The 26,395-nt window shown below is 39.4% G+C and carries 24 protein-coding genes and 2 pseudogenes; 23 read left to right on the top strand and 3 right to left on the bottom strand.

The window, feature by feature from the left end; all coding sequences use genetic code 11:
- Positions 1–340 precede the first annotated feature (340 nt).
- Positions 341–1,612, top strand: a complete 1,272-nt coding sequence (locus AB1488_04380; GenBank protein MEW6409334.1) for an ATP-binding protein — start codon at positions 341–343, stop codon at positions 1,610–1,612.
- Positions 1,613–1,681: 69 nt separating this feature from the next.
- Here AB1488_04380 and AB1488_04385 read toward each other — a convergent pair whose 3' ends face one another.
- Positions 1,682–2,113, bottom strand: a complete 432-nt coding sequence (locus tag AB1488_04385) for a hypothetical protein (protein MEW6409335.1) — start codon at positions 2,111–2,113, stop codon at positions 1,682–1,684.
- A gap of 176 nt (positions 2,114–2,289) precedes the next feature.
- On the opposite strand from AB1488_04385, the gene AB1488_04390 reads away from it, so the two are divergent.
- From AB1488_04390 to AB1488_04415, 6 genes are all read left to right on the top strand, one after another.
- The gene (locus tag AB1488_04390; protein ID MEW6409336.1) at positions 2,290–3,135 is read left to right on the top strand and encodes a Wzz/FepE/Etk N-terminal domain-containing protein; all 846 of its coding nucleotides are present in this window, start codon (positions 2,290–2,292) and stop codon (positions 3,133–3,135) included.
- Positions 3,132–6,059, top strand: coding sequence for an SLBB domain-containing protein (locus tag AB1488_04395; GenBank protein MEW6409337.1), 2,928 nt, complete (start codon positions 3,132–3,134; stop codon positions 6,057–6,059). Before AB1488_04390 ends, AB1488_04395 begins: the two co-directional genes overlap by 4 nt.
- Before the next feature lie 37 nt (positions 6,060–6,096).
- Positions 6,097–8,097 carry a YjbH domain-containing protein gene (locus tag AB1488_04400; protein MEW6409338.1) on the top strand — a complete coding sequence of 667 codons (2,001 nt, stop codon included), beginning with the start codon at positions 6,097–6,099 and terminating at the stop codon, positions 8,095–8,097.
- 96 nt (positions 8,098–8,193) lie between these two features.
- On the top strand, positions 8,194–8,646 hold the full coding sequence (locus AB1488_04405) for a hypothetical protein (GenBank protein ID MEW6409339.1): 453 nt from the start codon (positions 8,194–8,196) through the stop codon (positions 8,644–8,646).
- Between the two features lie 423 nt (positions 8,647–9,069).
- Positions 9,070–9,198, top strand: coding sequence for a hypothetical protein (locus AB1488_04410; GenBank protein ID MEW6409340.1), 129 nt, complete (start codon positions 9,070–9,072; stop codon positions 9,196–9,198).
- Complete coding sequence (locus AB1488_04415) at positions 9,146–9,310, top strand: hypothetical protein (GenBank protein MEW6409341.1); 165 nt, start codon at positions 9,146–9,148, stop codon at positions 9,308–9,310. The genes AB1488_04410 and AB1488_04415 overlap by 53 nt, the downstream gene beginning before the upstream one ends.
- Here the strand turns inward: AB1488_04415 and AB1488_04420 are convergent.
- On the bottom strand, positions 9,297–9,554 hold the full coding sequence (locus AB1488_04420; protein ID MEW6409342.1) for a type II toxin-antitoxin system RelE/ParE family toxin: 258 nt from the start codon (positions 9,552–9,554) through the stop codon (positions 9,297–9,299). The genes AB1488_04415 and AB1488_04420 overlap by 14 nt on opposite strands.
- Complete coding sequence (locus AB1488_04425) at positions 9,551–9,835, bottom strand: AbrB/MazE/SpoVT family DNA-binding domain-containing protein (protein MEW6409343.1); 285 nt, start codon at positions 9,833–9,835, stop codon at positions 9,551–9,553. Before AB1488_04425 ends, AB1488_04420 begins: the two co-directional genes overlap by 4 nt.
- A gap of 58 nt (positions 9,836–9,893) precedes the next feature.
- Between AB1488_04425 and AB1488_04430 the strand changes: the two are divergent.
- From AB1488_04430 to AB1488_04505, 16 genes and pseudogenes are all read left to right on the top strand, one after another.
- Positions 9,894–10,106, top strand: a pseudogene (locus AB1488_04430) (GDP-mannose 4,6-dehydratase).
- A gap of 411 nt (positions 10,107–10,517) precedes the next feature.
- Positions 10,518–11,027 (top strand): annotated as a pseudogene (locus AB1488_04435) (transposase).
- Between the two features lie 179 nt (positions 11,028–11,206).
- Positions 11,207–12,376, top strand: coding sequence for a DegT/DnrJ/EryC1/StrS family aminotransferase (locus AB1488_04440; protein MEW6409344.1), 1,170 nt, complete (start codon positions 11,207–11,209; stop codon positions 12,374–12,376).
- Entirely contained in the window at positions 12,321–13,391 is a 1,071-nt protein-coding gene (locus AB1488_04445) for a Gfo/Idh/MocA family oxidoreductase (protein ID MEW6409345.1), read from the top strand. The genes AB1488_04440 and AB1488_04445 overlap by 56 nt, the downstream gene beginning before the upstream one ends.
- Positions 13,381–13,989, top strand: a complete 609-nt coding sequence (locus AB1488_04450; GenBank protein ID MEW6409346.1) for a DapH/DapD/GlmU-related protein — start codon at positions 13,381–13,383, stop codon at positions 13,987–13,989. Before AB1488_04445 ends, AB1488_04450 begins: the two co-directional genes overlap by 11 nt.
- 54 nt (positions 13,990–14,043) lie before the next feature.
- Positions 14,044–15,549, top strand: a complete 1,506-nt coding sequence (locus AB1488_04455; GenBank protein ID MEW6409347.1) for a lipopolysaccharide biosynthesis protein — start codon at positions 14,044–14,046, stop codon at positions 15,547–15,549.
- A gap of 74 nt (positions 15,550–15,623) precedes the next feature.
- Complete coding sequence (locus tag AB1488_04460) at positions 15,624–17,030, top strand: radical SAM protein (protein MEW6409348.1); 1,407 nt, start codon at positions 15,624–15,626, stop codon at positions 17,028–17,030.
- 73 nt (positions 17,031–17,103) lie between these two features.
- Positions 17,104–18,408 carry a glycosyltransferase family 4 protein gene (locus AB1488_04465; GenBank protein MEW6409349.1) on the top strand — a complete coding sequence of 435 codons (1,305 nt, stop codon included), beginning with the start codon at positions 17,104–17,106 and terminating at the stop codon, positions 18,406–18,408.
- Between the two features lies 1 nt (position 18,409).
- A complete protein-coding gene (locus AB1488_04470) occupies positions 18,410–19,447 on the top strand; it encodes a radical SAM protein (GenBank protein MEW6409350.1) in 1,038 nt (345 codons plus the stop codon).
- Between the two features lie 151 nt (positions 19,448–19,598).
- Positions 19,599–20,813, top strand: coding sequence for an O-antigen ligase family protein (locus AB1488_04475; GenBank protein ID MEW6409351.1), 1,215 nt, complete (start codon positions 19,599–19,601; stop codon positions 20,811–20,813).
- Positions 20,814–20,827: 14 nt separating this feature from the next.
- Positions 20,828–22,339 (top strand): radical SAM protein, encoded by a 1,512-nt coding sequence (locus AB1488_04480; GenBank protein MEW6409352.1) that lies wholly within the window; start codon positions 20,828–20,830, stop codon positions 22,337–22,339.
- Positions 22,340–22,367: 28 nt separating this feature from the next.
- Entirely contained in the window at positions 22,368–23,426 is a 1,059-nt protein-coding gene (locus tag AB1488_04485) for a glycosyltransferase family 2 protein (GenBank protein ID MEW6409353.1), read from the top strand.
- A 43-nt stretch (positions 23,427–23,469) separates the two neighbouring features.
- A complete protein-coding gene (locus AB1488_04490) occupies positions 23,470–24,000 on the top strand; it encodes a sugar transferase (GenBank protein MEW6409354.1) in 531 nt (176 codons plus the stop codon).
- An 11-nt stretch (positions 24,001–24,011) separates the two neighbouring features.
- Positions 24,012–24,764 carry a TylF/MycF/NovP-related O-methyltransferase gene (locus AB1488_04495; GenBank protein MEW6409355.1) on the top strand — a complete coding sequence of 251 codons (753 nt, stop codon included), beginning with the start codon at positions 24,012–24,014 and terminating at the stop codon, positions 24,762–24,764.
- A gap of 37 nt (positions 24,765–24,801) precedes the next feature.
- Positions 24,802–25,617 carry a transketolase gene (locus tag AB1488_04500; protein ID MEW6409356.1) on the top strand — a complete coding sequence of 272 codons (816 nt, stop codon included), beginning with the start codon at positions 24,802–24,804 and terminating at the stop codon, positions 25,615–25,617.
- Between the two features lie 50 nt (positions 25,618–25,667).
- On the top strand, positions 25,668–26,395 hold a 728-nt coding region (locus AB1488_04505; protein MEW6409357.1), incomplete at its 3' end, for a transketolase C-terminal domain-containing protein.

Here is a 26,395-nt window from a genome sequence, read left to right on the forward strand (position 1 = left end):
AGAAGGGGGTGAAATTATTTTGTGATAATTATGGACAAAGCTTCAGGACGAGTTTTATAATTTAACCTGGAAAAAGTGGGGAATAAATCTGATACCGGGGTGGGGAATAAAGCTGATACTTGACAAACCATGTGTCTGCTAAAAATTTACCCCGCACCACCAGAAAGCGACGGGTGTTACAGTGGGATACCCCAGGTGGTGTCCCATAAGCCCGTGGTGCGGGGTTTACAGGGGAATTGTCGCTATTTATGGAAATAAGTTAGGAGGGTTTTACTTGACTATATTATTCAAATTCAATATAATGTAACTGAAATTTAATTTTAATGACATTGGAGAGCTAATGGAATTGCAAAACTTTAACCCATGGTGGCGTGATGGAAAGGTATCCGCTGAATTCCTTGGAAGGAAAAGAAAGATATTTAGCAATATCTTCAAGTATGTAGAGAAGCGTCAGATTGTGCTGTTTACCGGGTTAAGAAGGGTTGGCAAGACAACATTGATGTATCAGATCATAGACGAACTCCTCAGAAAGGGAGTAAATCCATACAACGTCTTATATTTCTCATTCGATGAGATGAAGTATGACTTGGAAGCCATTATCAAACAATATGAGACAGATATACTCCATGAGGATATCTCTAAAAAAAAGGTTTTTATATTCCTTGACGAAATACAGAAGCTTGAGGGCTGGCCTTCAAAGGTAAAGCTTCTCTATGATGCAAACCCAAAATTAAAAATATTTCTGACAGGCTCAGCCCAGATAACCATGTGGAGAGGTACAAGAGAAAGCCTGGCAGGTAGATTCTTTGATTTTGTAATCAGGCCATTAGACTTTGAGGAGTATCTTGATTTCAAAGGGGTAAGGATAGACAGAGATAGGGAAAAGATATTCGAGAAGGATTTAAGGCGACATATGGCAGGGTTCCTTAAGACAGGAGGTTTCATTGAAGCCCTTGATATGGATGAGCATATGCTAAGAAAATATTTTAAGGAGAGTTTGCTTGAGCGGGTTATCTTTGTTGATATACCACAGACCTTTAAACTTGACCTGCCTGAGCTTCTAATGAAACTGTTAACTATTACTACATCAAGGCCGGGGTTTTATCTCGACTATAAAAACCTCAGCAATGATCTGGATGTTGATCGGAGGACGATTGCCAATTACATATCATATCTTGAATATGCCTTGTTTTTACAGAAGCTCTATAACTATTCAAGGAACCTTCTTACAAGCGAAAAAAAGGTAAAGAAGCTCTATCCCTGCAATACATCTTTTACTTTGTCGCTGAACCCTCAGGTCGATTTGCCATCTGTTGTGGAGCAGTTTTTTGTAAATAACCTTGATGCAAGGTTTTTCCTTAAGACACCGCAGAAAGAAGAGATCGACATAATCCATACTCATAATAAAAGTATTCTGCCGATTGAGATTAAGATAAAAGAGAGGATAGGCAGGGATGATGTTAAGACCCTTTTCAAATTCCTTGAGAAGAACAATATAAAGAAAGCATTGCTCATTACCCTTGATACAGGAAAAAAATTTCAGAAAGAAAAGCTCATGGTTGAGGCAATCCCTTATTGGAGATATTGGAGTATCATGCAGAAGATAGGTTGACCTCTCCACCGAATGAATATGAAGAAAAGCGTTAAAAAATTGGACAATTTGGCCGAAATGATCGGCAATTTAGCTTTTACCTTCTGCCTTCAAAGCCAGTTTTATCTGCTGTAAGATTAACCTCTTAGATTCCATATCTTCAATCCTCCTGAAATTATTGAGCAGTTCTACTTCTTCCGTAGATAGCTCTTTCTCTGCACTATAGATTTGCTCGGGTTCGCTCACAACCCCCGCCTTCAAATCTGACCTTCGGTATCTCTTTATCCATTTCCAGTCTTCTTCGTCAATATAACCAGCAAGATAGTATAGGTATTTATAATCTACCTTTATGTAAGGGGCGATACTCTTTAGCTTTTCTGGGTTTGGTGTCTTTCTTGTCCTGTTCATAATTTTGCAGAGTTCAGAATGGCTCACACCCGAAAGCCTCTCCAGATTCCTGAGTGACATCTTCGGGGTATTCTTTATCGCATCTCTTATGAAATTTCCAAGATCAGGTTTCATAAACAGTCACCTCTTAAAAGAATTATTATCCATTTCGGTTTCGATTGTCACCAAGATAGGCAAAAGACCTTTATTTTTTGCTTGACAATCTGAACCACTATGCTATCATTGGTTCTAATTTGACCCAAAGGTAACAGTTACCCTAACGGAGAATCAGGTTATGAAGGTAGTTAACAATGGAAACAAAAGAAAGTAGTTATGAGGAAATAAATCTTATAGATTATATCAATGTTCTTAAAAAGCATAGAAAGCTTATCCTCGTAATTATTGCAATCACGGTAGTGACAACTGGCATTGTATCTTTCTTGATGCCCAAGATCTATGAAGCAAAGGCAGTTATCACCCCTGCTGTTCAACCAAGGGAATCGGGTGGCGTGGGTGCTATTGCTGCACAATTTGGTATTACTACTCCCCCTTCTTCTAATATATCAGAGGTAGTTAATCTTCTCAAAAGCAATATCTTAAAGGAAAAAGTAATCAAGAGATATAACCTTCTGCCTGTATTGTTAAAAAAGAATCCTTCAGGAAAGACAGAGAATGAAAAGGCATGGATGGGCATAAGGGCTTTAAAAGACATACTCAAGGTAAATTTTAATCAAAAGGAAAACATAATTGAATTATCAGTTCAGTTTAATAACCCCAAGATTGCCACAGATATACTTAGTTATTTTCTGACCGAACTTACTGACCATATGAGCAGTGAGGCAAAAAGGGTTGCTGTAACAAACAAGGAATACTTAGAGTCTTTGATCGATAAACACTCAGACCCATTTATAAAACAAAAGATCTATGCCCTGATTGCCCAGCAGATAGAGACTTCCATGATGGCTGAGGTAAAGGAGAATTTTGCCTTCAAGGTGCTCGATCCACCAAAGATTCCTGATGAAAAAGTCAAGCCGAAGATAAGATTAAACCTGATACTATCCTTTGTTGTCTCATTGTTTGGAGGGATCTTCATAGCATTTTTCAAGGAGTATCTTGAGAAGATTAAAGGTAAAGGGAAGGAGATAACCTCTTTATGAGATCAGAATGGCAAAAAAACACAAAGGCTTTATTCCTTTTTCTCTTTATTTTTATTTTCAACAACGATGCCTATTCTCAACAACAGGATGCACAACCCACTGCCACACCCCAAAAAGGCATTCAGGTGATACAGATAGGCAATCCATCACAGCCCTCAACATCACCAATCAGTCCTCAAACCACTCAGCAGATAGAGCAGAGAAAGGCTGTGCAGGCAGAGATGGAGAAAACTGGTGGTGTTCTCACACCAGAGGCGATAGAGCAGTTAAAGAGCCGACCTGAATTTAAGGGATTAACCCCTGAAGATATCTTAAGAGGCAAAGAGCTTTTAGAGAAAAAGAGGGAGCCTGAGAAGAAAGAGCCTCCAAAGGTCATAGAAAAGACAGTGATCAGCACAGAAGCAGAAAAAAGGAAATCCCTCTTTGACCGCTATAGGGTTATAGGGGAATATCAGGATATCTCTACTGGGTTAATGCCTTTTGGCTATGAGTTCTTTACAGGGGCAACTGTGAAAGTCCTGACTCAGAGGCAGGACATCCCTGTGCCATCTGACTATATAGTAGGACCAGGGGATGAGGTAAAGATACTTCTCTGGGGAAGGGTCAATGCCCAGTATAACCTTGTTATTGATAGAGACGGTAATATAACAATACCGCAGATAGGTCCCCTTACTGTAGCAGGGATGCGTTTTGATACCATGAAGAACTATCTCATGGAGCAGGCAGAGCAGATTGTTGGAGCAAATATAAATGTTACGATGGGGGCACTGAAGAGCATTCCGATATTTGTACTTGGTGAGGTAAGAAGGCCCGGCAGTTATACAATCGGCTCTTTCTCCACAATAACAGATGCCCTTCTCCTGTCAGGAGGACCTACAGAGATAGGCTCGTTAAGAAACATACAATTGAAGAGAAAGGACAAGGTCATTTCTGTGCTTGATTTCTATGACCTACTCCTTAAAGGCGATAAGTCACAGGATAAGATATTACAGGCAGGGGATGTTGTGTTTGTGCAGACAGCAGGACCGCTTGTTGGTGTTGCAGGGAATGTGAAAAGACCTGCAATCTATGAGCTTAAGGATAGGTTTGACCTGATGAGCCTCTTTGATCTTGCAGGTGGAATAATCCCTACCGCATACACCCAGCAGATACAGGTTGAGAGGATACAGAAGAATGAAAAACAGGTGGTTATTGATATCGATGATAAGGATTTAACTAAATCAAAGGATTTCATCCTTCAGGATGCCGATTTAGTAAAGGTCTTTCCCATTGTTGATAAGGATGTAAATGTAGTTTATCTCTATGGGAATTTAAAACGGCCAGGGAAATACGAGTATAAAGAAGGAATGAAGGTTAAGAACCTGATAAAGGATTCTAATGAGCTATTACCGGAGACCCATTTTGAATATGCCCTGATCAAGAGATTAAATCCACCAGGACTTGAGACGCATCTAATACCCTTTAACCTTGGCGCTCTTCTTCTAAAGGATGATGCCTCAAATAATATTGAGCTAATGCCCCAGGACTTTATCTATGTATTTTCAAAATGGTTCTTTAAGGATAAGCCCTTTATAACCGTAGAGGGTGAGGTGAGAAAGGGTAGCAGGTTTAACCTGGATGAAAAAACCAGAGTCAAGGATGCCATCCTTCTAGCAGGTGGGCTCACAAAGGATGCCTATCTTGAGAAAGGCGAAATAATCAGGTTGAACGAAAAGAGAGAGGCGTCGCAGGTTTATTTCAATGTAGGTCTTGCAATGGCTGAAGATCCAAAAGAGAATCTCTCCCTTCAGGATGAAGACAGGATAATCATCCATTCTCTCTGGGAAGAAAAGTATAAACACACAGTATCCATCGAAGGAGATGTATTGAAACCAGGGCAGTATCAGCTCGTTAAAGATATGGAGGTAAGCGACCTGATATTTGCAGCAGGGAATATCCTTGAATCCGCATTCCTTGATGAGGCTGAAATTTCATCTCATATCATAATAGATAGTGGAAGGGCTGTAAGGATAGATTACAGAAAGATAGACCTGAGAAAGGCATTAGCCGGGGATCCCGCTCATAATATAGTCCTTAAGCCTTATGACAGGTTGTTTGTAAAACGCATACCTGACTGGAGGATAGAAAAGTTTGTAGTCCTTTCAGGAGAGGTTAAATTTCCTGGAAAATACATTGTTAAGAAAGGTGAGAGGTTCTCGTCTGTTCTTGAGAGGGCTGGAGGGTTTACTGACAAGGCATATCTTAAAGGTGCGGTATTTGTGAGGGAATCTGTAAGGTCTCTTCAGCAGAGGATGCTTGATGAGTATATAAGCAGGCTTGAGAAAGACCTGCTTGCAGCTAGCACAACAGAGGTTGCAGCAGCACTAAGCCCTGATGAGGCAAAGATAAAGCAGACCGAGATGCAGCAGAAAAGGGAACTTATCACAAAACTTAAGGGGATAAGGCCACAGGGGAGGATGGTCATACATCTCAGCCGTCTTGAGAGATTCAAAGAGAGTATATCAGACATAGAACTTGAAGATGGAGACAGTCTCTTTATCCCTGCAAGACCAAGTTCGGTGAATGTAATCGGCTCTGTATATAACCAGACTGCATTTCTCTATAATCCAGAGGCATCACTTTCGCAATACATCTCACTTGCAGGTGGACCTACAGAGTTTGCTGACACAAAGAGAACTTATGTTCTCAAGACTGATGGCTCTGCAATCGCACCTGACCAGTTAAGAGGCTGGGGCATTAACTGGAATGAGAAGAACTACCGCTGGGAGGTGGCTGATTATTCAAATACACGTCTTGACCCTGGTGACACGATAGTTGTGCCAGAGAAAATAGAAAGAATAGCATGGCTCAGGGAGATAAAGGACATAACACAGATATTATTTCAGATGGCTGTGACCGCTGGTGTTCTGATTGCACTATTTTGACGTTCGGTTCGCTCAGTCCAGGAAGGAGTCCCTCATCTTGGAAGCTGTTAGATGGGGGCTGATAGTAATAATGATAACGGGCATATTAACGAAATCAGCCTCTTTGAGCTTTGCCTCAGATAACTTTAAACACCCTGCATACTGGGGAGGAACAGGGCTTATGGAGATCCCTACTGCAAGGGTTATAGATGACTGGGATGTAAGGGCTGGGGTTGGACAGTCGCATCCCTACAGATACTATTTTGGAACCCTTGGTTTTCTCCCTGGACTCGAACTCAATGGAAGGATTACAGAATTCCTTGGCTTCAAGGCTACAGGGGCTAAATGGGCGGGATACGGTAACGATAAGGATAAGGCAGTCGATATAAAATACCAGATCCTGAATGAGAGCCGTCCTCTTCCAGCCATTGCCATAGGTGCACAGGACATACAGGGAACAAGGCTCTTTAACTCTGAGTATATAACCTTCAGCAGGCAGATATACCCATTTGATCTTACTGTTGGCTATGGAAGGGGCAGATTAAAAGGGCTATTTTACGGTGCTGAGTTCAAGGCATCTGATTCTGTCTCCTTTCTTATAGAGAAGAACCCGATTAAGTATGAAAAGGATATCAAAAGGGTTGTGGAGAGGGCGAAGTCAGAGATAAACATCGGCACGAGGATAAGGATATCAAAGGGGCTTGTCCTCAATCTCTCATATCAGCGAGGAGAAAAATTAGGGGCTTTGTTAAGTTATACATTCGGTCTTGGAAAACCGATGCTTCCATGGAAGCCAGATTATCCATTCACTGGACCTGTTGACAGACGGTCTCTCAGAGAGGTCATCCCATCAGATCCTGCTGAAAGGATTGAGAGATACCTCCTTAGACAGGGGTTTGCAAATGTAAAAGTGAAATTAACAGATAAGGAGATATTCGTCGAATATGAAAATACAAGATACCTCTCAGAGGCAAAGGCTCTGGGAAGGGTCTTGCGCACTGTGGTCTCACAGGCGCCGAAAGACATAGAGAACATCCATGCGATTACAAAGGTGAGAAATATCCCTACAATAGCAACCTCAGCCAAGCCGCAAGAGATAATCGATTTCTTTAATAACAAAATAACCACAGAGGAGTTTAAGGATGTGATAAAGGTATCAACAGAGATACCTGAGATAAAGGACTTTCCACTTGCGGCTACGGAACTAAAAAGGGGGAGCTTCGAAAGACTTACAAAAGGGGCATGGCCCGGGTTACAGACATACTGGAATGACCCATCAGGCTTTTTTAAATACAGATTAACGATGGATGCATGGTCAACAGTAAACCTCTGGGATGGGGCTGATATTTTCGGTATTGTAAGACTACCTGTAAGTAACACTATAAGCACAAACCAGCCCCCAATAAGCAAAGACCCTGTAAGAAGCGACATCGTAGATTACATCGGAAGAGAAAATCTCCGTCTCGATGCTGTTGTATTAAATCAATTGATAAGGTTTGGAGACAGAACACTGGCAAGGGGGAGTTTTGGCTATCTTGAAAACGAATATGCAGGGATCTCTGGTGAGATACTACATCTGCTTGGAGAAGGGAGATTCGCTGTTGGTGCAGAGGTAACCAGTGTAAAGAAGCGAGACCCTGTAGATACATTCAGGCTAAAAGACACATCTTACAGCACAGCTACCCTCAACACCCTTTATCGCATACCAGGGCTCGATCTTACTGCAGCTGCAAGGGCAGGAAGATTCCTTGCAGGAGATGATGGAGTAAGGTTCGATATCGCAAGAACAAAGAGAGGAGTGACTGTTGGCTTCTGGTACAGTGTTACTGACATGAAAGATTATGTTGGAGGAAAGAGATACCATGACAAGGGATTCAGTATAACGATCCCTGCAAATATGTTTTTTGACCACGACTCTAAAAAGAAATATACATATGCCCTCTCACCATGGACAAGGGATACAGGGCAGTTAGTAAGCCAGTGGAGAACGCTCGGTTCATACATGTTTAACCTCTATCCAGCGGATATAAAGGGACGACTGGATGAAATGAAGGATTAAACCTATATATGGCATCCCGCCTCACCATGTGAGGCTGAAATAATGGAGGTATTTCTGGTGACTCTCTCAGAGATACCGAAAGGGAGGTGAGGAAAGGTGAATATAGCGAAAAATCGGTTCATCATAGTGTTTCTACTGGTAGCAGTATATCTCCTTTCCCCTGTGCTTCAGGGTATTGCTGATGCACAGGCAGAAGCAGCAGTGGCAGTTACCCTGCCATCTGGTGAGGTAGTCCAGATGACAGACGCACAGCTTCAGTCATTTATAGCACAGCCCGGCATCACATTCTCTGCAACAACACCAACACTTGCAGCAGGACAGATAGCAGTAGAAATCCCTGCCACATTAGGTGGAGGATTTGTTGTCGGAACGCCCTCTGCCATAGCAGCTGGGTTGAACGCAACAGGCATAGCTATTGGTGCAACAGCGGCTACTGTTGTAGGTGTGAGTACAGCAGCTATAGTAGGGGCAGCCGCGGTGGCAGCTGGAGTGATTGCAGCGATAGCCGAAGCAACAAAGGGAGAGGCGGCAGTAACCCATCACCATTAATGTAGGGCGAGGCGTTGGCTCCTCCTACAGATTAAATCCGGATGAGGCGGGATGTAATTTATTATTAATACGAGATTCTTCGGCTTCGCCGAAGCATCTCTGATTGTTGTTGGACGGCACTGGTTCTTACTATTGTTTTAGTCATCGACAGGTCATATAGACCTGAAGGGCGGTAGCCTGTCTTTGAAAAGATTAAAGGAAATATTTGAAATGATAATACTTTTGGTTCAGTTCATACCAATCTTCCTGCTATTAGTTGTCTTCCTCATCATATTAACATTATTTAAAAGGGGTAATATTCCCGATATCTTTGATATAGAATCAGGGATAGATTAGATGCATACATAATTCCAGGGGGAAGAAGGGCGTATTTGCCTCTGAGGCAGCTGGAGTGACCTGAACGAAGTGCTGGATAGAGATACTATGAAAAATATCATAAGAGGGAATTTTATAGATATAGATAGCAGTGCTTCTATTATATTTGCTGGAGAAAGACTTGTTGCTACAATACGAAAGCACATATATCCCGATTTCAACAAGACACAGGATTGAGAATCCTGGAATCATCCCCCTGCATATAATAGATGTCCAGAACGGAGATTATTTCGGAAATGATAGTTACTGCTTCCTGATTGATAGAGCGCCTACAGTTATGGTCTCTTGAGAACAGAATGTGTTCCGACCCGTCTAAGAATATATGTGTCTCCAGCAATCTGGAATGTCACTCTATATTGAAGGGTAACTCTTGCTTCCAGAATAGATTTGTGCCCCTCGATCTTTTTAGTCTGCAGAGAAGGATGTTTTGGGTTTTCAATAAGCCTTTCAATCTGTCTATCAACCAGTCTCTGGATATTAGAAGGGAGATTTCTATAATCTCTCACAAAAGGCTTGGTAAATATAATCTTCATACCTTAGTCTTCTTGAGAGTCTTAATTGCTTCAGATGCCTTAGAAAAAGGGCCAAGGGTTTCACCCTTCTTTATAGCTTCGTCAGCTTCTTTTTCTTTCTCCTGCCATTCCTTTGTCCAGAACCATTCTTGGTCTTTTGGTATTAATTTCTTAGGGATTAGTATCAGGACATTGTCTTTGACCTGCGTTTCAAGAAAGTCCCCGATATCGAGGTGGAGGGACTCAAAGACCTCTTTTGGTATTGTAATCTGGTGTTTCGGCCCTATCTTTGTAACTGCCATATTTACCTCCTGTAGTTTCTTGTTTTCTTACTTTAAGTATATAAGAAATTAAGAAACAATGTCAAGCTATAATGCTCCTGAAAGCATACCAACCTCAGCCTCTCGTAGGGCACTTATTACTGGCATTACTGGTCAGGATGACTCGTATCTGGCTGAACTACTTTTATCAAAGGACTATGAGGTTCATGGACTTATCCGTAAGGCAAGCACCTTTAACACAGGAAGGATAGACCATATTTATGTTGATACACATGAACTTGGTGCAAGACTCTTATCATAGTTAAAGGAGGATTTAAATAATAATATGTTGTCAAAACCCTTTATTTATAAGGCTTTTTCAAGCCTTGCAAGGGACTCATTTTAGCAGAAGGAGGAAATTTTAAATGAGTAAAAAGGCTTTAGTTTGTGGTGCTGGTGGATTTATAGGAAGTCATCTGGTAAAAGTAGCCTTTTCCTTTTTTAAATCTTCCATAAGCTATGAACAATGAGCTATTGTGCTTGACAGCTTTCACGCTTGTCAGCCTGTATGTTTGTTCAAATGACAAGATTAAACAGCCTGTTGAAAAACTCTTCTAAAAATACTTCGTAAAATACTTCACATTGACATTCCAAAGTGCTAGACTATTGCAACTTTGGATTTAAGGAGGTGCAATTGTTACGAGAAAAATAAAGAGTTGAACCAATGTTTTATTACGTAAGAATGGAGGATATAGTTCCTGAAAATCATTTGCTAAGACTTGTTGACAGGCATATTGATTTCAATTTTATAAGGGACAAAGTAAGACATTTGTACAGCCCTACAGGGCGACCATCAATTGATCCAGAGATACTGCTGAGGATGCTTCTTATAGGGTATCTCTATGGGATAACCTCAGAGCGTCGTTTATGCGAAGAAGTCAAGATGCATGTAGGATACAGATGGTTTGTAGGATTAAACCTTGAAGACAAAGTCCCTGACCACTCGACATTTTCAAAGAATCGTCATGAGAGGTTTTCAGAGAGCAACATATTTCAGGAGATATTTGATGAGATAGTGACGCAATGCATATCCAGAGGACTATTAACAGGGAAACATCTGACAGTAGACAGCACGTATGTACAGGCTAATGCATCATTTAAAAGTCTTGAGCCAATAGTAGTAACAATGAACTCTAAAGAATATATAGAGAAGATCGAGGAAGAAAACCCTGTAGAAAATAAGCCTTGGGAGCCGGGTGAGGATTATCCGCATGTTGGGGAAAAAATCAGCAATGATACACACAGGTCTAAGACAAACCCCGATACAAAACTATCAAGGAAATCATTCAAGACAACCACAGGCCTTTATTCAGCGACATATTTGATAGAATTGAAGAAAATAGAGATAGATAATTGAAAATACCTTTTGTTGACCTCCGAAAACAATATGACTTGATTAAGGACGAGATTGACAATGCAATCCAGAACGTCATTAAGGACTCGGCTTTTATTGGTGGGAAATATGTAAAAACTTTTGAGCAGAATTATGCAAATTATATTGGGGTTAAACATTGTATAGGGGTAGGTAACGGGACAGACGCCCTTTTTATCGCTTTGTGGGGTTTGGGCATTCATGAAGGAGACGAAGTAATCACGGCTGCGAATTCCTTTATAGCTACTTCAGAGGCAATTACAATGACAGGAGCCAAAGTGGTGTTTGTAGATTGTGATAAAGAAACCTACAATATTGATGTCAAGAAGATTGAGAGAGCTATTACAAATAGAACAAAGGCAATTATACCTATTCATCTTTATGGGCAACCTGCTGATATAGATCAGATTATTGAATTTGCTCAAAAATCCAATATATATATAATAGAAGATGCTGCTCAAGCACATGGGGCCCAGTATAAAGGCCGAAATGTTGGAATACTTGCAGATTGTGCTTGTTTCAGTTTTTTCCCCGCAAAAAATCTTGGTGCTTATGGAGATGCAGGAACAATAGTAACCAATAATGACGAACTTGCCACTAAAGTCAGAATGTATGCGAACCATGGCAGAATAGAAAAATATAACCATGAAATTGAAGGCGTAAACAGTCGTCTTGACGGCTTACAGGCCGCAATTCTTGATGTCAAATTAAAATATCTTGAAAAGTGGAATAAGAGAAGAAGGACAATTGCAAAAATGTATGATGAAGGATTAAAAGGTGTTGTTGAAACACCGAAGGTCCTGCCGTATGTGAAACATGTTTATCATCTTTATGTGATACGAGTAAAGAACAGAGACAAAGTAAGAGAATTCTTGGCAAATAAGGGAATTTCAACAGGTATTCACTATCCGATTCCTTTACCTCGCCTGAAAGCATACAATTATTTAGGACACAAACCAATAGATTTTCCGGTTGCCTATTCACTAAAGGATGAGATTTTGAGTCTTCCTATTCATGGGGACATGTCAGATGAACAAGTTGATTATGTAATAGAGCAGGTAATAAATGTAGTAAATAAGGAGAGTGTAAAACGATATGGCACAGGAAAAGATAAGGTTTGCCCTAATCGGTTGTGGGGCAATAGCCAATAAACATGTGATAGCCATTAATAGACTTGACAATGCAGAAGTGGTTGGTGCTTATGATATTAATGCACGAACTGTCAAAACCTTTAGTGAAAAGTATTCAATTTCTGCGTTTACCAATGTTTCAGAAATGATAGAGAAAGAGAATCCACACATTTTTAATATATTAACTCCATCCGGAAACCATGCTGAAAACATATTGGAATTAATTCGTTTCAGGAGGCATTTTGTTGTTGAAAAACCATTAGCATTGAGGTTAGACCAGATTGATAGATTGCTGGAAGAATGTGATAAAAAAGGATTGAAAATATTTGTGGTTCAGCAGAATCGCTTTAATCCACCAATTCAAAAACTTAAGGAGGCTTTGGATAAAGGCCGGTTTGGGAAACTTGTGATGGGAACGGTTAGGGTTAGATGGAGCAGGAGTCAGGACTACTATGACCAGAAACCCTGGCGAGGCACATGGGCTTTAGATGGTGGTGTTTTAACAAATCAGGCAAGCCATCATATAGACATACTGATATGGATGATGGGAGAAGTGGAGAGTGTAATAGCTAAAACTGCTACAAGGTTAGTTAATATAGAAACTGAAGATACCGCAGCCGCTGTTTTAAAGTTTAGAAATGGTGCATTGGGTATAATTGAGGCGACAACCGCAACAAGGCCTAGGGACCTAGAAGGTTCTATGAGCATACTCGGAGAGAAGGGAACTGTTGAGGTTGGTGGCTTCTTTATGAACGAGCTTAAAACCTGGAATTTTGCTGAACCTGATGAGATGGATAATAATATTTGGGAGAAGTTTGCAAAAGTTCCCGATCAAATAGCTTGGAATCACACCGAATTTTTTAAAGATGTGATAAATAGTTTAAAAAATGATAGTAAGGGATTAGTTGATGGATTGGAAGGTCGAAGGTCCGTTGAATTGATAAGTGCCATTTATGAATCAGCAGAGACAGGGAAAGAGGTTTTCTTAAGATTCACACCGAGGAAATGTCGCCTTGGAGTAATCAATGATAAGTAAAGAGGCGATAATTTATCCTAATGTGAAACTGGGCAAAAACTGCATTATAGAGGATTTCGTAATAATTGGAATACCTCCTATTGGCAATGATACACATGAAGTTAAAACAGTAGTAGGTGACAATGCTATAATTAGATCACACACTGTAATATACGCGGGTAATAGGATAGGAAATAACTTTCAAACTGGTAATAAGGCAAACATTAGAGAGCAAAATGAAATAGGTGATAATGTGAGCATAGGAACCTTATCGGTAATTGAACACCACGTAAAGATGGGGAATGGTGTAAGGATTCACACGCAGGCTTTTATTCCAGAATATACTATCCTTGAGGAAGAGTGTTGGATAGGACCAAATGTTGTAATTACTAATGCCAAATATCCCAAATCTCCTAATGTAAAACAAGAATTGAAGAGTGCACATATCAAAAAATATGCAATAATCGGAGCAAACAGCACATTACTTCCATGTGTAGTTATCGGAGAATATGCCATTGTCGGAGCTGGAAGCGTAATAACTAAGGACGTACCGCCTAATGCTGTGGTAGTAGGTAATCCTGGAAAGATTATTAATTATAGAGATAAACTCCCTTATTAATTAATTGTCTATATTCAATTTTGTAATGCATGTTGCCTACAGTAACTTTACAATATGCAAAGGATAATTAAACCGAGTTCTTTTATTAAAGATATGACTTTTACGTCAATAACATTTATTACAACGGTAGTTTCACTTATTGTCGTGACACGCTTCTTAGCAGAAGGTTTAGGTCCTGAGATGTTTGGTGCCTACTCGCTGGCAAGGAATATTTTATCAACTACAATTTCGTTCTCTACTCTTGCTATGGGCGTGGCAATACCGAGGTATGTGGCTCTTACAAAAGATTACCATATTAAAATCAGCTATCTCCTAAGTGGGCTGATTTTAATTTCCACATCATGCCTTATACTCTTAACCTTAGGTCTGATATTCAATGATAAATTGACAGTTCTAATTTTTAATGATAGGGCTTATTCTTCTTTATTTACTGCAAGTATGGTTATGGTCATTGGGTACTCATTATACAGTGTCTTATACGGTTTTTACCGTGGGCTTGGGAAAATGAGCAAAGCTAACCTATGGCAGTTGACGATAATGGCAGTCAGTCCTGCAGTCATTGCATTCGCTTTTCATAAATCCGGTAAAGTTGACCTAATAATTTTCCTTATGGGACTGGTATCTTTTACTACAGTAATTCCTTTGATTTCTTATGGCTATAAGGCTCTTTTAATAAGGAGGAATTCCCTCAAAATATGGAGTCATTTAAAAGAGCTTTCTCAATATAGTTTTCCAAGAATCCCCGGAGGCATAGCCTTAGCCAGTATTATGACCATTGGCCCTTTTCTTGCCTCTCACTTTATATCGCTTAAGGACGCAGGATATGTCATAGTGGGGCAGTGTGTTTTCAGAATCGTGGAGGGGGGAGTAGGGGTCTTTGGAATAGTTACCCTTCCAAAGGTAGCTCAGCTATTCGCGGAAGGCAGGAACGAATTCCTAAGTGATAGGGCAAATGATATTCTCTCTTTTATTTTCCATCTGGGTTTATTTGCAACCCTCCACCTTATTCTCTGGACGGACCGGATTATTTTTATATGGCTTGGTGAACAATATATAGACGCCATTCTTCCGACAAGGGTATTTCTTATCGTGCTCGTCCCCTACCTTATCTATGCAATGTTCTGTTCGGTAATAGATGCTATTGAAAAGAGGGCAGTGAATGCCTATCACATCTATATATCGTTTATAACAACACTATGCATTTCCCTAATTTTAGTTAAAACAGGATTTGGGATATTGGGTTTAGCTATAGGAGTGGCAGGAGGTTATTTAATGCTCGGTTCGCTTACTGTTATTTACCTTTTTAAAGTTTATCGGTTTCGGTATAAGACACTGGAGGTCTTCAGATGTTTGTTGCTGAATGCATTCTTTATTATTGCTGCATTAATCGCAAAGAAATGGTTTGAGATTACCTACCACGGTATGCAAATTGTAAAAATTGCAATTATCATGGAAGTGTGCTTTTTATTGATATACTGTTTTCTTCTGTGGAAAATGAACGTGGGGTGGATGGTTGAGTTGAAAAATAGGATTGTCAGTGTTGGCTCTGGTGAATCCTAAACCTGACTGAATCTGAGATAAATAGTGTAAATATGAGACTTGTAATAGGTGAGCCTGCAAATATTGATGGCAAGATGGTTGAGCACGGCATTACGAATTTCCCTCATTTGGGAATTTTGTATATTTTCAGTTATCTCCGCAAGAATATGAGCAATCTGAATATGTTTTATCTGCGGGGTAATATCGGCATACAGGAGTATCTTAAAAAGCTGGAAGAAATGAAACCGGATGTTTATGGCATTTCTTTTGCAACATTAATGTCGCCTTTTGCATATCAGACTATAAATGCCGTTAGAGACAGATTCCCTCATATCCCAATTATATGCGGATGGTCGCATCCCACAGCGGCTTACGAGGAGGTATTAACAGATTCCAAAGCAGACATTTGCGTAATCGGCGAAGGTGAGCAGACCACATTGGAATTAGTAGAATATTTTCAGTCCGGCAAAAGAACGTTGTCTAAAATTAATGGTATTGCATATAAAAAAAACGGTTCTATAAAATTAACCCTTCCCCGTCAGCACATTAAAGACCTTGGGTCCCTTCCAATACCTGCATGGGATATGGTTGATTTTAAAGATTATGTAGGACTTGCGATAGCTAAAGGTTTTCCTAATACAGCAATGATTTTCAGCAGGGGCTGCCCGTTTAATTGTGTGTACTGCTCTAACCCTGTCTGGAGGTCATCAAAACCTTGGTTAAGACTTCGTCCGCCAGAGCAAATACAAGAAGAGATAACATTACTTTATAACAGAGGGATTAGGGAGATATGGATAAGAGCAGACGAGTTTAATTCTGATTTGAGATGGACATTGGAAGTATGCAAGGCAATCAAAGATTTAAATTATAAAGATTTACATTTTGAATGTAATTTAAGGGCGGATAAGGTTACTGAAGAGTTAGCAAAGGCATTAAGGGATATAAATGTGTGGATGATTAATTTAGGCATTGAAACTTTTAACCAAAGGGTACTGGATGGAATTAAAAAGCATGTAACGGTTCAACAGATAATTGACAGTTGTAAGATGCTGAAAAAGTACGGGATAAATATCTATGCGTGGTTAATGTGTTACCAGATATGGGAAGAAGATGATAGGCTTTGCTGGGAGACGCCGGAAGAAGTAGACAACACCTTAAAAATGGCAAGAAAGATGCATAAAGATGGGTTAATAGATATGATGTCATGGCAGATTGCTACCCCGCTTCCTGGCTCCGAGATGTTTAATATTGCAAAAAAATATAATCTGATTAGGAAACCATACAAATACGATGTCTGGGAACCGAGTATTTCTATGCATGGAATTTCAATAAAACAATTAATGAAGCACCGCATGCTGGGAATGGTGCTTCAGAGCTATATGGCGTGGAAATCTGGGGTTATAACTTTAAACTCTCCAATGTTATTCAGAAGGGCATGGAAAAAAATAAAATATATAAGCAGCTCTTTCATAAAAAGCAGATTTTCTTTTATAAGAGATTAATATGCCGGTTCGCTTTTTATATCTTAAAAACCAATAGCACATTTTAAAAACAGAAGTATCTCCGGGGGGGATTATGCATATTTATATGGTAAGCGGATTAGCTGAGATAGAGATTGCCGGCAACCAATCAATGAAAAATACCATTAAGCATTTATCAGAATTCGGTCATAAAATCTCTGTCTTTTCTTTTCTGCCCCAAAATTATGCGACCCTGCAAAATCCTAAAAAAATTTTTAATTCGGGTGTGGAATTCCACAGGCTGCCGGCGGGGTTATCGTATATCCTTTACGCCGGGAAAAACATCAAGGACACAATCGGCAGGTGGGGAAGAAATGGAGAGGGCAGATCGGCTCAAAGAGAAGAATATAATTTTTTGGGGCGGGTGTTCTATATAATACTATTATTTTTATTTTACCTTCCTTTTGAGTTTGCGAGAGTTTCATACTACTTTTATAAAAAGAAACCAGATATTTTTTACGGTTTAAATTATCAAGGCGCTTTAGTTGCAAGTTTGTTAGCCAGAATTTACAGGAAACCAGTCGTTACAAGATTTTATGGGGCATCGGATATTAAAGAAAGAGAACTGCTGACGCTGAAAAATAGGTTTTTATGCCTGGACATAATATGCGGCATGAAAAGTTATAGCAATGCGGTCATCATGACAAATGATGGAACGCGGGGGGATAAGAAACTCAAATTAATGGGTATTGATGAAAGTAAAATTCATTTTTGGATGAATGGATTAGACATAGACGATCTTGTATTGCCTGCAGGCTGGGAGCCGGATAAATTTAAGGAGGGACGGGGGCTGAAAGGGAAAAAAATAATTATAATGATTTCCAGATTATCAAAATGGAAAAAAGTAGACAGGGGGATTAATTGTGTTCATAAATTAATCAAGGCATTTAAAATGAATGATGTGGCACTTATTATTATAGGTGAGGGACCGGAAATGGAGAGTTTAAAGAAACTGACAGAAAGGCTGGGGATTAAAAATGAGGTAAGATTTATTGGAGGGGTGCCGCACCGGGAAGTATACAAGTATTTCACAATATCGAATATTTTTATGACCCTTTATGATATTAGCAACTTGGGCAACCAGTTATTAGAGGCTATGTATTTTGGCTTGCCCATTGTAACTCTGGATGACGGGAGCACAGAAGATTTGCTGAAAAACAACTATAATTCGCTGCTTGTAAAAACCGACGATATTGAAAGTGAACTGCCGCTAAATGTTAAAAAGCTTCTGGACAATGAGTTGTGGAGCAGGGAAATAGGCCGGAATGCAAAAAAAACATTTGAGGAAAAAGTAATCTCATGGAAAGAAAGAATGAGATTAGAAGACGCACTTATTAGAAAAGTTGCTGACTCACAATAATATGGGGATTATCGCAGGAAAATTTAGAAGACTTGCGCAGCTGATCCGGTACAGCAGGACCAGAGGGCCGTTAAAGGTCGCTAGGATTATAAAAAAGTCTTTTTACTGTAAAGTCAGCGGTTATCCAAACTCTCTTATGATAGAGGCAGCGAGTAAATGTAATCTTTCATGTGCTATGTGCTGGGCGTATAAAGCATATGAACGGCGCAGAAATAATTTTCTCAGCTACACAGAATATAAAAAAATAATAGATGATATAGAATTCTTTTGTTCAAAAATCTTCTTTAGTTTTTGCGGCGAGCCGCTGTTAAATAAAGATATTTATAAAATGATAGAGTATGCCAATCAAAAGAATATACTTGTTGGTCTGTCCACAAATGCAATGCTTTTAACAGAGGAGAATGCAATAAAATTATTAGAGGCTAAACCTGCCGAAGTAATTATTTCTTTGGATGCAACTAATAAGGACATTTATGAAGCAATGAGGATAGGAGGGGACTTTGACACGGCATTGCAGAGGGCTAAGTTTCTAGCAGAGGAGAAAAAAAGGAGAAAACAGAATACGCCTGAAGTTATTTTACAGATGGTTGTGACAAAAAAGAATGAATCTGAAATAGATGAATTTATTAAACTGAGTGAAGCTATCTCGGCAGATGGTGTTTGCATCAAGTCCATGTTTATTGACCATCACGGCGATGAATCTTACAGGAGAAAATTAATTGATGAGTATCTACCCGTGACACATGATATCTGCCGCTATACTAAATGCGAAGATGGTAGCGTGATTCTTAAAAAGACCGGCTTGTGTCCTAATATCAATTCGCCTGTAATAGCCAGCGACGGGAATGTTCACATATGCTGTTTTGATATCCTTGGGGAGTACAAGCAGGGTAACGCAATAGAGGAAAACTTTTGTGACATATGGCACAGAAACGACTATGTCCAGTTCAGGAACAACATTATGCTTAATAGAAAATTGCCGCTGTGTCAGGTGTGTGTTTATTCTGATGTGCCTGAAGTGAATATCTGTTGCAAATGAAAGAGCGGGGACGCTTAACTACTGACAGTATAGAAACGTGATAAGTTGTATTTTATCATTGCCTATTTTGCCTTTTTATGGTCTTAGGAAATACAAAGAGTTCGCGATCTTTTTGTTGATTTTAGCTGTATCAATAGGGCCAAGGATACACGTGGGAACATTGCAGTACGGGAAGTTGTTTGATTTAAGATACGAAGATTTTTTAATAGTACTGCTGATAATCTCGTGGCTTTTATATTCGGCGTTTAAACCGCAAAAGCTTTATTTATCTCCGTTGTGGAAGCCTGTGCTGGTCTATTTATCGGTAGCATTCATTTCAACTTTTATTGGTCTTTGGGCCGGATGGATTGAACTGGTAAGGGCCTTCTTTTTTTACTTTAAAGAAGTGGAATACTTTTTCTTCTTCATCATAACAATCAATTTTATTAAAGATTACAAAGGATTAAAATATGCAATCGTTGCTTTTTTGACCGGTGGGGTAATAAATGGTGTTTATGTCTTTTATCAGATTGTTTCAGGCAATATCGGTAGAGGGGTGGGTGATCTCAGCGATGTTTACAGACATTACGGGATTGCAACTATAGGGGAAACCTCCTCTGCTATTGTAGGTAATTATTTTTCAATGATAATAATTCTTTGTGCAATAGTCTTTATCTTTATATCAGAAAAATCTATTAAATTGATATCTTTTATCTGCATACCGTTGTCTTTTTTAGGATTAATAGGAAGTTTTAATAGAAGTAGTGTTTGGGGAACCATTTTTCTGCTGCCGGTTTGGTTTTATTTCATCTTTTTCTCCAACAAAAAATATAGTAAAAAATATCAATCTATTGCCATACTGATACTTTTAGTTTTAGTGATTCCGCTTCTTTTCGGTATGGTAAAAGAAGATCCGTTTTCAGAGCGTATCTTAAACATAAACACATTAATAGAGGCATACAAAAATGAAAGGTTTAACGAGGTGTATATTAATTATTTTAAAGCGATTGCAATTAGTCCAATAACAGGTTTAGGGAAATCTATAACCGGCGACCTGTCTATTATCCAGGATTTGTACGGGACGGCACATAACCAGTATATCGGGATATTGTCTGAAATGGGGATAATTGGGTTACTCGTTTTTTTATATCTCATCTGGCTGGTTATTAAATTTTCTTACAAGACTTACCGTGATGGTTATTCTCCATTTTGTAAAATTATCGGGTTAACCAGCCTTATGTGGACAATTCTGTTATGTATTGAATCTTTTGCCTGCGATGCCTTTATCGCAGCTAAAACAGCTGAATCGTATTGGATACTGGTAGGTTTATTAATGGTAACTTATCAATTTAATTGGTTGGAAACATATTCTAAAGTTAAGGGGTAGCGGAATATTTAGTTATGCGAGTTTTGCTTGTACACCCGTCAGTGGTAAATGATACTCCTCAGCCGCCTTTAGGAGTTGCGTATGTTGCGTCCTATCTCCATGGTATATGTAATCATGATGTACGCCTGATAGACCTCGGGACTCAACCGCCCGTACACGCTGTTGATACGCTGAGGAAAAAAATTAAAGAATTCAATCCCGGTATTGTGGGCATATCATTTCTTACGACGCAGTTTGAGATAGCCATGAAATGTTTCAGAATGGTGAAATCTGTCAGTAATAATATTATCACGGTTGCAGGAGGTGTACATACAAGTTCTTTGCCTGAGGAGGTATTGAATCAGCCTGCTGTTGATTTTGCAGTCTTTGGAGAGGGTGAGATGACTATGGCCGAGCTAACCGAAGCGGTTAATACAAACAAGACATCTTTTGAAGGCATTAAGGGGCTGGGTTTCAAAAAAGAGGGGCGGATTATGCTTAACTCGCCGCGTGAACCCATCAAAGACATTGATACGATTCCCCTTCCCTTCTGGAAAGATTTATCAAAGACAAAATATACTGACCTTTCCTTCAGATATGCCGATAAAGATTCTCCGCATGATGAAGTAAGGTTTTTCCCCGTACTGACATCGAGAGGGTGCCCGAACAAATGTAACTTCTGTGCTGTTAATGTCGTATCCAGCGGAAAGTTGAGATTCCGCGATCCAGAAAAAGTATTCAGGGAAATCCAGTGGCTCTACAATGATTATGGCGCCCGTTATTTCCAGATTATTGATGATACTGCAACGGTGAAAAAGGGGAACATGATCACCCTCTGCAGGATGATTATTGATTCCGGCATGGATATAAAATGGGGATGCAAGTCGCGCGTCAATACAGTCGATCCAGAGTTGCTTGGTTACATGAAGAAAGCAGGCTGCCGGCTGATCTCCTTCGGGGTTGAATCAGGTGACCAGGAGATACTTAAGAAGATCGGTAAGAACATCACCCTCGAACAGGTTAAAAAGGCATTTACCACGACAAAGCAGACAGGGATACTGACAGAGGCATATTTTATGGTCGGCAATATAGGTGAGACGTGGGAATCGGTAAATCGCACAATCAGTTTTATAAAAGAATTAGATGCTGATTATGTTGGTTGCTCTATTACGGTCCCATTCCCCGGAACTGAGATTTATAGGATTATAAAAGAGAAAGGCTGGTTAAAAAATATTGATTATTCTAAATTTAATGCAGCCTTTCATTTTGTGGGGGACCCTCTGCCTATTATGAGAACCGAAGCCATGTCACAGCGGGATTTGCTCAATGCTTATTATAAGGTAAATAGCAGCATTGTTATGAAAAAGATGAAGTTGGCGTACGGAAATAAGTTTTATCTGAAGCCGACTTACTATAAGAGGGAAATTTTTTTCAGGATACGTTCAATGGGTATCCGCCGTTTTGCCTCTGTTCTTTATAACCTTTTTGTAAACCGTGGTTTAACCGGGCAGAGATTAATGAAATTTTCACGTGGTGCAGAGAAATAACGAGTTGCTTTGCCATTGAAATCCTGAAATGGTAATTGACGTTAGCATAATCATCCCCTGTCGTAATGAAGAAAGGTTTATTGGTAAATGTCTTGACTCTATAATAGAGAATAACTATCCAAAAGACTACCTTGAGGTTTTGGTTGTTGATGGGATGAGTGTGGATGAGACACGGGGTGTTGTGGAAAAATATACCCGGCAGTACTCATTTATCCGACTATTAGAGAACCCGAAAAAAATTATCCCATCTGCTATGAATATTGGGATTAAAAATGCAAAAGGCAAAATTATCATGAAGGTTGACTCACATGCTTCATATGAAAAAAACTATATATCAAAATGTATTAGATATTTAGACAGATATAATGCTGACAATGTTGGGGGAGTAGTTATTGCTATTTCCCGTGACAATAAACTTATTAGTAAAGCCATAGTTCTTTCAATTTCCAATCCGTTTGGGGTAGGCAATTCGCTTTTTAGGATAGGCACTAAAGAACCGGTTTGGGCTGATACAGCATTTAGTGGATGTTATAGAAAGGAAGTATTTGACCGTATAGGGCTTTATGATGAAAACATCGCAAGGAGTGAAGATGTTGCTATTAATTCGAGACTGAGGAGGGCAGGAGGCAGGATTCTTCTTGTTCCAGAAATTAAAATTTATTATTATGCACGGTCTAATTTCAGTGACTTTTGCAAACATAATTTCGATAACGGCTTCTGGATCACCTACCCTTTAACGTTTGGAAGGATTCTATTTTCTTGGAGGCACCTGATTCCCCTTGCATTTGTATCAATTCTAATAGGTTCATTTTGTTTGTGGGGTTTATCAAGTTCATCGGGTTTTTTGAGTTTGCTGGGTTTTTGGCTGTTTGCAGCGATAATTTTATCTTATTCTTTACTTAACTTTTACTTTTCAGGCAAAATTGCGCTCTTGCATAAAGATTTTAAATACTTTGTGGTTATGCCAATAGTTTTTGCATCTCTTCACATAGGCTATGGTATAGGCTCCCTCTGGGGATTGTTGAGGGTAGTCATCTCGCAAAAGTTCTGGAAGAATCTATTATTAAAAGTTGAAACGGCTGCTTGACATCATTTTTTCTTTTTGGGGACTTTTTCTTTTGAGCCCTCTTTTGATAGGAATTTCAATCTTAATAAAGAAAGAGGATAAAGGGCCAGTATTTTATCGTGGGGTAAGGGTCGGCAGGTATGGAAAATCATTCATGATTTTTAAATTCAGAACAATGGTCATTAATGCAGAGAAGATTGGTGGCTCATCAACAGCAGATGATGACCCACGTATTACAAGAATTGGAAAGTTCCTCAGGAGGTACAAACTTGATGAACTGCCGCAACTCATAAATGTTTTAAAGGGTGAAATGAGTCTCGTGGGACCCAGACCCCAAGTACCGTGGGCAGTTGAATTATACAGTGAGGAGGAAAAATTACTCTTAAGTATTAGACCTGGGATAACTGACTATGCTTCTATCAAATTCAAAAACGAGTCAGAAATCCTGAAAGGCAGCACCGAGCCAGATAAAGATTATCTTGAGAAAATTGCTCCTGAAAAACTCAGGCTCGGACTTGAATATGTGAAAAAAAAGTCTCTTTGGGTTGACTTAAAGATAATTTTTGCAACTATAAAAGCCTTATTTGCAAGTTAGGAGAAAATACAATGGGGAAAATCAGACCGGAAGGTGGATTCAGAACCAAGATAGAAAGAGAGGTAGGGAAAAAACTTGAAAAGGTTTTTAGTAACTGCCCTGACAGTATTGAAGACAAATTAGACAATTTTCCTAAATATGTAAAGAGACAAAAATTAACGAGACTACTTGCACTTTACGAATTGTTCAAAAAAATACTGCAAATTAAAGGATCGATTGTAGAGTGTGGGGTATTTAAAGGATTCAGTTTGATGGCGTGGGCAAACATCAGCGCCGTTTTAGAACCTGCTAATCTTACACGTCGCATATATGGTTTTGACAGTTTTGAAGGTTTTCCGAAAGTAAGCAAGAGGGACTCAAACAAAGTAATGAAAATGAAAAGGGGGCAACTAAGTTCAAATTCCTTTGATGAACTAATTGAGCTAATTAAGATATATGATTCTAATAGGTTTTTAGGACATATCAATAAAATCCAACTGATTAAAGGTGATGTCACAAAAACTATTCCAGAATTTATTTCCAATAATAAGCATCTTGTCGTTAGTTTGCTTTTTTTGGATTTAGACTTATATGAACCAACAAAAGTAGCTATTGAAAATTTCTATCCGAGAATGCCCAAAGGCGCTATCATAGCTTTTGATGAACTGGACAACCCAATCTGGCCTGGAGAAAGTACGGCACTTTTAGAAACATTATGTATTAACAAACTAAAAATTGAAAGAGTGGAATTCGACCCATATATAGGCTATGCGGTCATCGGATAAACAGACAGTATATCCAGCAGTCACTTTTGATAACTCCATGAATAAAATCGCCTCAGAAGATTTTATTTCTTTATCAAAAAAAATTCGAAAGTCTATACTCCATTTAATCTATAAAACAAAGAGCCCTCACATTGGCCCGTCATTTTCAGTTGTTGAAATTCTGGTAGCTCTATATTTCAAAGTTCTGAATGTCTCTCATGAAAATATGCATAACCCAGACAGGGATAGGTTTATATTGAGTAAAGGTCATGCCTGTGCAGCACTTTATGCCGTTCTGGTAGAGCGAGGTTTTTTAAGCAAAAATGCTTTTGAAGGTTTTGCTGTTAACGGCGGAACACTTGAACAGCATCCAACCCGCAATCTAAATTGCGGGATAGAGATAACAACAGGTTCCTTGGGTCACGGACTATCTATCGGCACCGGGATGGCACTTGCAGGCAAAGTTGACAACAGAAAATACAAAGTTTATGTGCTATTAAGTGACGGAGAATTAAATGAAGGCTCAGTATGGGAAGCCATAATGTTTGCCGGACATCACAGACTGAACAATTTAATTGCTCTTGTTGACTACAACAAAATGCAGGCACTCGGGTGCACAAGAGATATCATAGATTTAGAACCGCTTAATGAAAAATGGAGGAGTTTCGGATGGCATGTTCAGGAAATTGATGGTCACGATTTTAAGCAAATCTTTGATGTACTAAATTCTTTATCTCCTGAAAAACCTAATGTGATAATTCTACATACAGTGAAGGGCAAGGGAGTTTCTTTTATGGAAAATCAACTTTTGTGGCATTATAGGGCCCCAGACGATGGAGAATATAAACTTGCATTAAAGGAGTTGTCAGGCTGAGAAAATCATTCTTTCAAACCATTGAAGACTATGCACGAAATGACAGGTCCATTTTTGTTCTGACCGCTGACCTTGGATATAAACTGTTTGATAACATCAGGGCAGATTGTCCAGACAGATTTTATGATATAGGTGTGGCAGAGGCTAATATGATAGGGATAGCTGCCGGGCTTTCTTCATGTGGTAAAAACGTATATTGTTACTCTATTGCGCCGTTTCTTGTGATGAGGGCTTTCGAGCAGGTCAGGATTGACGTGGCATATCATGGATTAAATGTCAAACTTGTTGGAGTTGGGGGAGGGTTTACTTACGGTCTTGAAGGCATAACTCACTTCGGACTCGAAGATTTGGCACTAATGAGATCATTGCCAAATATGACTGTTGTAGTTCCTGCTGACCCTTTTGAAGCACAAAGACTTGCTGCTGTTTCAGTTCGGTATCAAGGTCCTATGTATATTAGATTAGGGAAAACAGGCGAGCCATGTGTTTATGATGCTGAACCCGATTTCGAAATCGGGGAAGCCACGATATTAAAGGATGGTAAAGATTTAGCCATCTTTGCAATCGGCAACATGGTATATACGGGAAAACAACTTTTGGGATTGTTAACGAGAAAAGGGATTAGTGCTACCTTAATAAACATGCACACCCTCAAGCCATTGGATATAACCGCTGTTAATCAAATTGCTGAAGTGCACGACATTATTTTGTCTCTGGAAGAACATAATATTCACGGTGGACTTGGCTCTGCCGTTGCAGAGGTGCTTGCTGAAAACAG

Source organism: Nitrospirota bacterium, assembly GCA_040756155.1.
GTDB lineage: Bacteria > Nitrospirota > Thermodesulfovibrionia > JACRGW01 > JBFLZU01 > JBFLZU01.